The 12117-nt window shown below is 43.0% G+C and carries 14 protein-coding genes; 2 read left to right on the top strand and 12 right to left on the bottom strand.

Annotated features, from left to right (window positions below):
* The first annotated feature begins 6 nt into the window (after positions 1–6).
* Positions 7–696 (top strand): recombinase family protein, encoded by a 690-nt coding sequence (locus tag FYJ85_RS01160; RefSeq protein ID WP_206212912.1) that lies wholly within the window; start codon positions 7–9, stop codon positions 694–696.
* Positions 697–935: 239 nt separating this feature from the next.
* Here FYJ85_RS01160 and FYJ85_RS01165 read toward each other — a convergent pair whose 3' ends face one another.
* The 10 genes from FYJ85_RS01165 to FYJ85_RS01210 all read right to left on the bottom strand — a co-directional run bounded on the left by FYJ85_RS01165 (position 936) and on the right by FYJ85_RS01210 (position 8389).
* Entirely contained in the window at positions 936–1778 is an 843-nt protein-coding gene (locus tag FYJ85_RS01165) for a lysozyme inhibitor LprI family protein (protein ID WP_154416720.1), read from the bottom strand.
* A gap of 3 nt (positions 1779–1781) precedes the next feature.
* Positions 1782–3413 carry a serine/threonine-protein kinase gene (locus tag FYJ85_RS01170; RefSeq protein WP_154416721.1) on the bottom strand — a complete coding sequence of 544 codons (1632 nt, stop codon included), beginning with the start codon at positions 3411–3413 and terminating at the stop codon, positions 1782–1784.
* On the bottom strand, positions 3410–3643 hold the full coding sequence (locus FYJ85_RS01175) for a hypothetical protein (protein WP_154416722.1): 234 nt from the start codon (positions 3641–3643) through the stop codon (positions 3410–3412). Before FYJ85_RS01175 ends, FYJ85_RS01170 begins: the two co-directional genes overlap by 4 nt.
* Positions 3644–3646: 3 nt before the next feature.
* Complete coding sequence (locus FYJ85_RS01180; RefSeq protein ID WP_154416723.1) at positions 3647–3904, bottom strand: hypothetical protein; 258 nt, start codon at positions 3902–3904, stop codon at positions 3647–3649.
* A gap of 2 nt (positions 3905–3906) precedes the next feature.
* Complete coding sequence (locus FYJ85_RS01185) at positions 3907–4467, bottom strand: RNA polymerase sigma factor (RefSeq protein ID WP_154416724.1); 561 nt, start codon at positions 4465–4467, stop codon at positions 3907–3909.
* A gap of 79 nt (positions 4468–4546) precedes the next feature.
* A complete protein-coding gene (locus FYJ85_RS01190) occupies positions 4547–5191 on the bottom strand; it encodes a hypothetical protein (RefSeq protein WP_154416725.1) in 645 nt (214 codons plus the stop codon).
* Between the two features lie 33 nt (positions 5192–5224).
* Positions 5225–7027 (bottom strand): S1 family peptidase, encoded by a 1803-nt coding sequence (locus tag FYJ85_RS01195; protein ID WP_154416726.1) that lies wholly within the window; start codon positions 7025–7027, stop codon positions 5225–5227.
* 411 nt (positions 7028–7438) lie between these two features.
* Positions 7439–7576, bottom strand: a complete 138-nt coding sequence (locus tag FYJ85_RS01200; RefSeq protein ID WP_154416727.1) for a hypothetical protein — start codon at positions 7574–7576, stop codon at positions 7439–7441.
* A gap of 209 nt (positions 7577–7785) precedes the next feature.
* Positions 7786–8202: a hypothetical protein gene (locus FYJ85_RS01205; protein WP_154416728.1), complete on the bottom strand. Its 417-nt coding sequence runs from the start codon at positions 8200–8202 to the stop codon at positions 7786–7788.
* Positions 8189–8389 carry a helix-turn-helix domain-containing protein gene (locus FYJ85_RS01210; RefSeq protein ID WP_154416729.1) on the bottom strand — a complete coding sequence of 67 codons (201 nt, stop codon included), beginning with the start codon at positions 8387–8389 and terminating at the stop codon, positions 8189–8191. Before FYJ85_RS01210 ends, FYJ85_RS01205 begins: the two co-directional genes overlap by 14 nt.
* Positions 8390–8623: 234 nt before the next feature.
* Between FYJ85_RS01210 and FYJ85_RS01215 the strand changes: the two genes are divergently transcribed.
* Entirely contained in the window at positions 8624–10153 is a 1530-nt protein-coding gene (locus FYJ85_RS01215; RefSeq protein WP_154416730.1) for a DUF5131 family protein, read from the top strand.
* A 1-nt stretch (position 10154) separates the two neighbouring features.
* Here FYJ85_RS01215 and FYJ85_RS01220 read toward each other — a convergent pair whose 3' ends face one another.
* Together FYJ85_RS01220 and FYJ85_RS01225 are read right to left on the bottom strand one after the other, a co-directional pair.
* Positions 10155–11540: a hypothetical protein gene (locus FYJ85_RS01220; RefSeq protein ID WP_154416731.1), complete on the bottom strand. Its 1386-nt coding sequence runs from the start codon at positions 11538–11540 to the stop codon at positions 10155–10157.
* Positions 11521–11706 carry a hypothetical protein gene (locus FYJ85_RS01225; RefSeq protein WP_154416732.1) on the bottom strand — a complete coding sequence of 62 codons (186 nt, stop codon included), beginning with the start codon at positions 11704–11706 and terminating at the stop codon, positions 11521–11523. The genes FYJ85_RS01220 and FYJ85_RS01225 overlap by 20 nt, the downstream gene beginning before the upstream one ends.
* Positions 11707–12117 lie beyond the last annotated feature (411 nt).

Raw genomic sequence — 12117 nt, forward strand, 5'->3', positions numbered from 1 at the left:
ATGGGAGTGTATAGAAAAGGGTATCGAAAAATCAGAGAAAATCACGCTCAGAAAAACGCTGAAAACTGTTGTCAAAAAAATGGTCGTTTATTTGACAGCTCTAAAATGGAGATTAAAAAAATGCGCTGTGTCATTTATACTCGGGTCAGCACGGAAGATCAAACAGTGGAAAATCAGATATCGCAATTGAAAGAATATGCAGAACATCAGAACTGGAACATCATTGACATTGTTTCTGATGTTGCCTCTGGAGGAAAATCGGCAAATGAACGTTCTGGCTTGAAAAAAGTTCTTGCCATGGCAAGGCAGAGAAAATATGACGTTCTGTTATTTTGGAGCCTCGACCGTTTTTCTCGTGAAGGCTCTCGGAAAACTTTGGAGTATTTGACCAAGCTGGATGACTTTCAGGTGAAGTGGCACAGCTACACAGAGGAATATATTTCAAGCCTCGGCATTTTTGCGGATGCCATCATCAGCCTCATGGCTTGCCTTGCCAAGCAGGAGCGGATTCGGATTTCGGAAAGAACTAAAGCTGGACTTGAAAGAGTTCGCAGCAGAGGGAAAAAACTTGGTCGTCCACAAACTGCCGATGTCGCCGCAATCAGGGAACTTCGCCAGCAAGGATTCAGCCTGGCTCAAATCGCTCTTCGCTGTAATATATCAAGAGCAAGAGTTCACCAAATCCTTTCAGCCTGAATCCGATTCAATTTTTTTGAAAAAAATAAAACGAATCCATTTCCTAAAAAAGTGTCTTTCTTGGCTATTCATCTCCAGAGCCTTCTGATCAAAAGGTCTGCAGGTTACAGAGAAAAGACACTTTTCCCCATTACCGACTCCGCTTCTATTTCTTTCTAAGCTCAGAACGGTTTTTATATTATTATCGATTATAATATAAGAACTTGAAAAGAAATTATTATCGAAAATAATATACGAGATCAATTGATCCGCTCCGTTGTCCAGTGATTGATCAGAACCGGGTCGTCATTGGTGGTTTGACAGTCGAATTTCTTCTGATGGAGTTTACCGCCTTGGTCAAGAAAAGACACTTCTACCATCCCTTGGGAGATAGAAATATTTTGAACCGTGATTCTTTTGCCGACCAGAAAATTAGCAACATTCTCCCCATTTTTCCAAATGGATAAATTGGATTCTGTACCTTCGCCGAACGATGATCGTACATGGTAATTCGTTGGTTCGATGATGCTGATCCAGAAAGTGTCTTTCCCCATTTTCAGTTCACGGCAAAAGGGAATATTAAGCTGAGCAATGGTTTCGAATTCCAGAGTGAAATCATCTTTTTTATTATCAGGAATCACGAAATCTAACTCGCCATGAGTCAAGGTAACGATTTCCCCTTGAAAGCGGATCGGCGTATTCCGCATGGCGATAAATGCTTGTCGCACCTCTTCGGGAACGGTCAGTTCCGTAAACCGATTTTTCAGCCGGGATTCTTCACGTTGACTCTGCATCATCGGAGCAATCGAACCATCGCCCATGGATTCGGCATTGCGGCGATCCATCAGGCGTTGCCATTCGGCTTGCTCCATGAGGAGTTTGATACGCTCTGATTTTGGAAGAACAGAGAGCTTATATTCCAAGGCAGCAAGCATACGTTCTTCTGCATTGGCCGCGATAGCGGCCATTGCAGAGGTCATCTCAAGTTGGGTTTGAGCATCTTCAAGTTCAGCTTCGGCAGCTTGCCGAAACGGAGTTTCCCACTGCGGAATTTGGGTGCATCCAGTAAGCAACAGAATCGGCAGGATGGAAAAATATTTCACGATTTACCTCTCGTTGGGCAGTTTATATTGTTTCTTCGGCGGACACTTCGGATCGTGGAGAATTTTCAGCAGTTCAAAGTTTTTCAGCTCGACAAAGTTTGAGTTTCCCGCTCCTTGATAGAGGATCGTGAAATATCCTCCGAGGAAGAAGCTCGGAGCGTAGAGAACCAATTCGCCATCGATGTATAGACGGAAGATTTTTGAAGTCTGGAGCATTTCGACCTTGTGGAAGCCGGAAGTGTCTTTCGGCTGTTTGACCGGTTTGATCTGGAATTTGCGTTCACCGTTCTCAGCTTGATACTCCAGCGGTTTCAGCGTCAATTTTTCTCGGGTTTTCAGCAATGTCCATTGGTAAAACGAACGGTCGAAGCCTTTAGTGTTTAGAGCGGCGACTTGAAATATCAGCAGGTCTTCGAGCTTGGAATAGTCTATTTCGAAGCGAATCGTATAGGCATAATCCAACGGCAGCATCAACCGTATGCCGCCCTCGGCATTGGCGTAGAGGCGAAGCGTGTTGCCGGACAACCAAAAGTTTCTGGAATGAATGTTCTGCCACTCTTTTCCTGAAAAACGGTTGAATACCACCTCCTGACTGCGGGGAGCGAAATCCAGTTTATGCGGAGAATATTTACGGAATACCGGATCAACGTAGCCGGTTTGGGATGAGTCCGTCTCGGGATCGTTTGCATCGACATTCAAAGAAAAGTAGGTGCGGTGTTGGATTTCTCCGAGCTCCAACGGTTTCTCCGGAGAAAACGGTAAAACAATTTTCGGTTTCAGAAGCAACCAAGCACCGCCGAGTATAATCGAAAACAGCAAGCCGATTCCCCAATAACGCATTCTGAAAAGCGTACTCCATAAGCGTTTTTGCCGTGGAATGCCGTTGGTCAGGGCATTTCTGAACTCTCCGGCTGTTTTGAAGCGCAATGAGGGGTTCTTGTTGCAGGCAGTCAGAATCACTTCGTTCAGATGGCTGTATTCATCGTTCAGCAATGAAAGCGGAAACGAGGGATACTCCTCCACATTGTTGCCGGTCAGACAGCAGTAGAGAACCTTGCCGAGAGCATAGAGGTCGTCGGCATTGCTCCTGCCGCCGGAACCGGATTTCAACCGCTCCGGGGGGATGAAACCCAATGTGCCGCCCAGACTCAGCGATTGCGAAACGGAACGTACCAGACCGATGTCGGAAAGCTTGGGTTCGTTATGGACATAGAGAATGTTTTCCGGCTTGATGTCCCGGTGAACCAATCCGGCTTGATGCAGAGTTTCCAACCCGGAGAGCAGTTTTTCTCCCAACTCAACGGTTTCGGCGGGAGTGAAACGCTTTTTTCGGTTCAGCAAATTCCCAAGCGTTGCCGGAACATAAATTTCGTCAGAGCTGAGATTATCGGCAAGCTCCATCGTGTAATAAAGAGTATTCCCGATTTCCCCGATATGGAAAAGCCGGATCAGGTGCGGAGAATCGGCAGTCCGGGAATAACAGCGGAGTCCGGCGAGTTCTTTTTCGATCTGTTCCGACTTTTCGATCGTTTTCAAGGCGACAAGAGCCCCGGCACGGTTACGGGCGATCCATACCTCGCCATAGGCTCCATGCCCGCATTTTTTCAAAATCTCATAGTCGGGAATATCGATCATTTTTTCGGAAGCACTGCTCCGATTTTTGCGCCGGGATATTGTTTTTTCGCCAACTCCCTGGCTTGTGAAACATTCCTCGCAGAAATCTCCACCTTGACCGTGCCGCTCTTCTTCGTCATTACGGTCACGATATAGGTCTGTTGACCATGCTGATTGCTTCTGGCTTCGGCAGCTGGAACAGTCAGACAGATACTCAATCCGGCAACAACAGAAAATATGATTTTTTTCATGGCTTACACCGTTGATTTATGTTCTTTCATTTCATCATGAAATATATCACAGAGGCGATGATACTCCAGCGGATTTTCCGGAATGTCCATCTTTTGTTCTGATTTTTTCAAATCAAGAATCAACATGTCATCCAACCTCAAGCGAGTCAGGCGTTCCCGGCAACGATGACAATGCAGAAGGTGTAATCGGCAAAAAGTGCGACGAAACCATGACATGGCATGATTCCGGTATTGGTCGAGTTCGAAGATGGTATAGTGCATGATTATTCCTCCTCCCGCAATTGATTGACGATTTTTCGGAGTTTGGCAAGCGCCCGGCTCTTGGCGACATAAACCATATTGACCGGGATTTTCAGGAATTTCGCCACTTTTTCCGGGGATTCTCCTTTGATCGCATAAAATTCGAACGCCTGAAAAGTGGAGTCCTCCAGTTGAAGTCTCAACTGCTTCATCGCCAGCGTCAGGATATGTTGCCGCCACTCCTCCTGCCAGCGGTCGTGGTCATAGGCTTCCAACTCCACTGCTTCGCAATCTACCTCATTTTTGCGCCGCTGACGAATGATGTTCAACGCACAATGATAAATCATCACCCCGAGATAGTCACGGAATTTTCCCTTGGAACGGTCATAGACGAAACTTTTGCTCCGGTCGAAAAAGCGCAGCATGACCGACTGAACCAGCTCGTCGATTTCGGCGACGTTGAGCTTGTAGTCCCGCCCACGTACCACGATCAGCGGACGATAGGTTTTATAGAACTCATGCCACGAAACCTCGTCACCGCTGCAAATTGCCTCCAATAATGATTTTTTCGTCGTATACGCCATTCAATTCGTGCTTTACTGCATTTTGCTGATGAACTGTAATATACTGTTACAGGCCGAAAGATCTCATTTGGTTTGTTTTCTAAAATTTGTCTGAATGATTATTTATTTCTCTCTTGAGGTTCGAACGACAGGTCTCAAGCCATATCGCAATTAAAATCAATATAACCGAAGTGATTCCATTTTTCAGAAAGATACTTAGGTGATTGATAAAGTCTCTGGAGTTTTTGACGTGACGTATGATCTCAGATGTGTTTGATAACAATTGAGATGTATTTTGAGCTGTAGCATAGGAGCTATCCCCCACTGATACGCTTGAACTATATGCATTTGCCCCGGTCCTTCCAGAAGAATAACCGCTACCTCCAGTTGGCGACACTTTTGTTTTATTTGCTCCTGCGAAAGCATATCCGATAAAAACAATTGAACCGGTAATTAAGATCACTTCTAGAGTATAGAGAATTTTATTCCAATTCTCTATGCTGAATCGCACAAGCTTTTTTCCCAGTTTTACTGTTGCATTTACAAAAATACCGGTAAGTTCTTTTATGCTGCAATCGGTTAATTTCTTTGCAGAAGATATTTCTTTTGTGATCTTATTTCCAGAATTTTCCCGGGTCACAATAATCTCCGCATTGCATTTGGGACATTGAGTATCCATTCCCTCCCAATCATCCTCGGCTTCAAGTTTTGCATTACAACTGACACATTTAAAATAGAATGACATTTCTTTTTCTCCCCGGTCGTTTCTTAAGGTTATTTATGGTAAGAAATCAAGTGTCCCGCCGTAAGTTTTAAGCGGCGGTGCGAATATTTTTTGCTCGAACGTATTCAGCATCATATATTCCACATGTTGAAGGACCCGATGATAAGCACGTATCACGACTTCGCCCTGAGTGTAGCTTAATGTTACAGAAATATCCTCCTTCACAAACATGAGAAATCCCCAATCACCCGGCGTTTCAGATATAAAATCCGGTTTACCGAATTTTTCAATCAGCATCTCTTTGAGTTCCTGAAGATTATGCTGATCATTTTCAAAGAAAACGGCAATGGAAAGCAAGCGCCTTGCCAGAAATTTAAGTTTGGTCCGAAGCGCCCGGTTGGAGAATTCCGGATTACGCCCTACCCGGACGCAATCAAACAGCCCGTTCACGCTGACAATATTATACTCTCTGGTATCACGGCGCCAAGTTTCATTCGCCGCTTTGTTGGCTTCATTCATCTCCATTCCTAAACGAAATCCGAAAATCTCATAGGAAGAACGTGGAAACGTATAAAGCGGAGAAATTCTCCACGGCCCCCAAAAGGGTACATTGTATTTCGCCAGCCCTTCGCATTCGCCGCAATACTCGTGTAAAGGCGGGTTTACCCCTCTTCCGGTTCCCGGAATCGGAACTTTTCCAGTGCCACCGCATTGCGGACAGGTGAACTTGTTTCTCCTTTTCTTCTGCAGTAATTGAAAAATCTGTTCAGCGGAAGAAATTTCCTCAGCCGTCAATTGAATCGGGCAGGCATGAATAAAACAGGAAATTGCGGCAAAAACCCTCAGCTGCTGTTCCAGAATGCGTTGGATAATCGATAACGATGCCCGGTAATTGAAATGTGTTTTGAAGTCCGTCTGATAAAAATGACTGTAGCAATAAAGGTAATTACTGATGTTCTGGTAGTCGTCGATCGGGTGTGGTTTGAGCCAAGGCCAATACAACCGCCACTTATAATGAGGAGTGGTCACTTCGTTCAGGCATAATCGTTTCAGCTTCTCAAATTTCTCATAACAGGCAAGGTCCTTTTGCTGGGCGATTTCATCGAAAAGCTCGAAGTCATTAAGATCGATATGGTCGATACGCAAAGCAAAACGGCGAATCAATTTCAAATCCAAGGTGCCGGGAGCAAAGCGTGTGCCAGCCAGAATATCGGCACTAGCAGTCAGTTTCCGAAGGTAGGTGGAAACACCGACGACCTCAAAGCTGTCGTTCAGAACCGGTCCCCCAGAATTGCCGGGAACAATGGAAGCGCTGATTTCGATTTCATCGGGTCCGATTCCCAATAACTTGCCATCCGCCTTCACGATCACCCTCTCACCGAGACTGTCGCCGTATGCGGTGATGCCTGAACCGATCTTATTTCCTGACACATCGGGAGCTATTTTCAGAAGCGGCAAATCCTCCGGCAATGATTTCACTTCGAGAATAGCTAGATCACGAATTTTTCCGATCAATGCCGATTGGATTTCAAAGCGTTCCTGATTTACATTGGTTACTTCCGGCTTCCTCATTAAGGCGAAAACATGAGCGTTGGTAATAACGACGGGCTTCCCCCACAGGCTTACCAGAAAACCACTGCCACGGGAATTGGAATCACCGATCAGGATCAAGGCACGGTTCAGGTTGGAGTCGTCAATCGGAAGAAGCTGTGAAGGACCGGGTGATCTCTGTGCTTTCCGTAATTCTTCCAGAAAAACTCCGGCGTTTTCAGCGGACAGAATCGTTACCGGGCTTGCCAACAAATTACCTCCAAGCATAATACAGGTAATTCCCAACGCAACTCTTCTTTTTATCATTATCTTGGCTCCTGCTGTTTTGGCATAAAAGAAGGCACATCTTAAGAAGTGCCCTCGCCAACGCCTACCACAGCGTACAGAAAAACACCAGTCAAGATGTGCCAAAATATGGACACACCAATCGTGCGTTTTTCTGTTGACGTCATGTTGAAGTGGTAGTTCAGGCGAGGACGTCGATCTTCAGTTGTAAAAATTACGATTTATTTACTTCGGTTTCATTTCCTCCATTGATTAGGATAGCCCTAATTTACTTCAGAAACCTACCGAATGCAAATAAAAACTGATCTCAACGTTCTCTTTTTTCATAACGTCTTGCTGTTTCAATGCTGACGAGGACTCAAACAAGTCTTCAGAATGTGATACACAGGAACTTTCGACATTCTTGCATCATATTCGCAAAAATAATGGTTTTTATATTCGATAACATCCCCCAATAGTTGTGTTGGGATATTGCTGTTGAGCGATCAGCCGTGCCCGAGCCATATCGACCGCCTCAATGATGGTTTCGAATACCGTGGTGCGAGTTTGGACGACAACCTTGAATTTCATGAAAAATCCTCCTTGGTTTGTGTCGTCTACAGATAATCCCAATTGGCTAAATTTCAAGTCTTGTATTGAAGATAAATCATTAATAAATAACGATATATACAATTATTAAAAACAAGGGTGATCCGGGGCATTCTGGGAGCGATTGCGATTCTGACGATAAAATAATCATAAGAGCTGTTGATCACGCCCAGAATCGCCCCGGGATGGCTTTATGGCTTTGAGAAAACGAAATCGATAAGTTCTTGTTGTTTCTGGCGGGCTTCTTCCGCATCTCCATCGTTCAAGGCGGTGATTTCACGATATTGCTGGTATTCTAATTCTCTCCCGATCATTTCAGTTATCGTTCTGGATAAAATTCGATACTCACTGTCATCATCTGCCCTTCTGAGTTTCTTGATAGCATCCTGGGCTGATTCTTCATCGTCGAAAGCATAATATTTTAATCCTCTTCTCTTATCAGAAAAAAGGGCAAAATATTGTTTCCCCTCACAGAAGGTCAAGAAAAAATCATTGACCATTTCCCAACCGATTCGATGAAATTGCTCTGTATATCCAGCATCAATGAGTCCTCTTATTACGAATCCAGCTTCTTTGATGAACTCTGAAATTGCTCTATTTCTTTTCATGGCATCCCTCCAACATTTTTTCAATTATCGCTTCTTCGTAGTAAATTTTCTTACCTAATTTGATCTTCGGCAAATTCCAACGACGGAGTGTTTGGCTCACAACTCCCAAGCGTTTTGCTGCTTCTGAAGCCGACAATAAATAACCATTCGCATTCTTTAACATTTTTTGCCCCTTACTGGCGTTCATTCGCCATCAATAAAGAAAAAATATAAAAAAATGTTAACATTGGGTGTTTTTCTGCTCAAAGGGAATTAAGAAATCATATTTTCAGAAAGTTGTTTTTCCAAAAAATTTCTTCATGCGGGCTGGATTTTATGGAAAAATCATAGCCGCAAGGATAAACAATAGGTTGTCTTCTCTGCTTGACTCTATATATTATGACTGATAATAGAATGCGCTTGAATCAACTTAGGTGAAAAAATGAATCGACATGCTCCGTACAGTGCTGATTATACTTGGGATATTATCAGCGGTATTCCTCGCAGTCGTAATCCATTTTTTCATGAAGAGCGCCTTGAAGAGCCGATTGGGAAAAAATCGCCTCAATTAATTGTTGTTGCTCCTCATAGGGATCTATTCCATGAGTATGTCAGCAGAGAGAAGATTTTGCATGTATGGGCAATTATGACTGAACTTGCCCCATGGCATCAGTATATGATTCGAACGCAATTTCCTCAACGCTTATTGGAACTCCAAACCTCTTTGAAATGGACTCCGAACCTTTGGATTGGGGTACCGTTGAGAACGTCTAGGGATGTGGAGCTGTTGGAAATATTGAAATCATTACCGATAGTCGTGAAATTTGCGACACTCCTTCCTCCACGGGAAGATTTGTCTTTTCTCGATTTTTCTGGACTCGATTGGGTCATTGCTGGCGGCAGTGAGGATCAGCGTTTGAAAATCTGGTATCATGATGATTGGATCGAAGCACTTTATCAAAAAAGCCGAGAACAGAAAATTCCGTTTTATTTTGCTGAGGCGGGAAAATATGTAGAAACGAATCGAGATCGAACTTACCATTTTTCAGAAGTGCGACAACTTCCATTTAAATCGGAATGGATTGATTATTACCGTCAACTGGATAAGGTTCTAACGATCAGTGATGGTGAATCATGGGGATGGCGGGAACCATTTCCCGAAACTATGAAAACCGTCCGTCAACGTCGTCAACGTTCAATAGCGACGAATCAACAACCGGTTATCCCGGAAGTAGTAGAAGTGTCTAATTCCGCAGAACAACCTACTCTCTCTTTGGAACAACAGCGAGAGGCGTTGACGCAGTTGGAACAAATTATCAATAAGAGTGTCATCGGATATTTCGCAACCGGGGAGGCATTGGCAAAAATTCGGGATGAAAAATTGTACAGAGCTGCTGGATTTCGTTCTTTCTCGAAATATTGCAAAGAACGTTTCAGCATGAGTCGAATTCATGGGTATCGCTTAATTGCACAATATCACATGAATCAATTTTTCGTAACCCATGGGTTACATATTTTACCGGAACGCCAAACTCGATTACTGCGTGGAATTCCTCCCGAAGAGGCGCTGACATTGGTTAAGGACGCTCAAAATACAACAGCAGAAGGCTTCTTGAGCTTCAACGATAGTTTGGAATCGGCTGTTGAGGAATATCGGCAAAATCATATCCGACAATCCTCCAATGACATTGCCTCGGATGGAACATTCTACTGCCGAACCTTGAAGCGGCGAGTCCAATACTGTGAGTCCATCCCAACCATGATTGCGGAATTGTCCATGGGAAAACTTGATCTTGCGATCAAGCTGGTTGCCGAATTTTCAGAAATTGAACATTTCGGCAAGTTGGATAAGGCAGCCATTGTCGAAGCTGTCCTTGCCAAACACGGAGAAACAGAAATCGCCGAGTTCGGCAAGGCAATGGGAATGAATTCCATTGAGCTCAATTTCAACGTTGACGAACTCGGCTTTTGAACTATTTTGCTTCTACGATGCAATCGAATCCCATATAACGACAGTAAACGCTCTGCATGACCTCTGCGGCTCGATTTTGAGTATGGCGTGGCACAATCACAGAATCATGGACGGGAAGCGCCGGGATGCCTTCCTGAGCCAATACAGAGAGGATGTGGAGCATCATTTCTCCGTCCAAACGTTGAAGAAAAATCCCGCAGTCGCTGCCGAAATAGCGTTGAATCACACGATGGCGTTCCATAAGTTCAGAGATTAGGATTGACCATTTAGGTTTATATTCATGGATGCAGTCCAAGAGTTTTAAGTCTCTTGGAGAAAGAAGAACCTTGTGCTTGAGTGTATAAACTGTATCAGACATTGATCTGATTGTATAACAAACACTCTTAGCGTTGAGTAATCGAAGCATGAGCGTTTTATATAGCGGTCTTAACTCTGCTGATAATCCAGAATAGGGGTCTTCTTTGATTTGGACACCCATAATGGCATATAGCATCGAAACATGCAATCCCTTGAAATCCAATTCAACAGTTGCTTCCTCATTAATTGTTATTGTTTTTCTCTGTTCTTGTGAAAGTCCTTGCCATCCTATACCCTTCTGAGGAATAGAATATAAACGTCCTCCACATGAAAAACTACTTCTTGAAAATATTGCTGATATTCTAGGATATAGATTATCATTTGTCCCTAGTAATGGATATGATTTATTATTTATATAAGGAATATCATTAGGATTATTATATATATTATATGGATTAATAAGTTTATGTTCATATTTATTAATATATTTAAATGTATTAGATTTATAGAGTTCATTGATAAAAATAATTTTTTCAGAAAAAAATTTGGAAATTTTATTTTCGGAAAAATCGATTTCATTACCTTGGTTATCATGAAGAATTACCGATTTTATTGTTTTTAGGACACGAAAATCAGATGGTTTCAACGTTCGAAAATGATATTGTAAAATCTTCGTTGCCCAATATCGACTGGTCTGACCGCATTGTTCATTGCGATCAAAATGTCCCATATGTTCACAAATATACCCAGAATCCCTTAAAAAATTTAAAATGAGCAAAAAGGTTCTCTTGGATAGCTTGCGTTTTGAAATCGCCGTTTCTCCATTGAGAAATGAATTAGAGCGTGGAATTGCAACACAGTTCTCCTGCAAAAATGCCTTTCCGACGTTGGCAATAATCATGAAGAGATATTCCACTGCTTGTTCGTAGGTTTTTGCCTGAGCTTTCGAGCTGATCGGCAAGTTTGGAAGTAGGTGCTCGATCATTTTCTCGACTTCTGGATTATGAACAGTCAAATCCACATCAAAGCGATTGGAGTCATCGAACCAGCAAAAATATTCAAAGCGGTCATTATATGAGAGTGTCATCATGTACCTCCGTTTTGGCAAGAATACTGGCTTTCGCCACTTGATGAACGTGTTTTGCAATTTCCCTTTGGAGAGGGCGTGATACTTCTGAGGACAAATCCAAGAGCTCATCGATTTTATCGGATGGGATCATTGCAATCAAGCGCTTTGCAAAATCAGTTGTTGTCATGATAATCCTCCTCCATGGCATGAAAGCAGTCCATGCAGCATACGTTGCTGACTTCTTCCTCAATTAGATTAACTCGATAAGCGACATTTTCATCCTGAGTAATTGGGCGGAAACAGTTCGCACAGATTTTTTCATTCTTTATATTCTTCATTTTAATTTCTCCCATTTTAAAGCGCAAAAAGGGCGTTCCGAATCATACATGAACAATTCTGCCGCGACTGCGGCAGGTGTCATATACAATTCAGAACGCCCCTTGCGCTCTGTTTTAACTTTATACTAATTAATATAGCATCAATATTCCAAAAGTCAAATCATGTTGTATTGATTTAATATTGATCATGTTACATCATATTTTACCCAAACAATACAGATATATAAATTAGTGTTTTATATTTGATTTTTCATTTTTTA

This window comes from Victivallis lenta (assembly GCF_009695545.1).
Taxonomy (GTDB): Bacteria; Verrucomicrobiota; Lentisphaeria; order Victivallales; family Victivallaceae; genus Victivallis; species Victivallis lenta.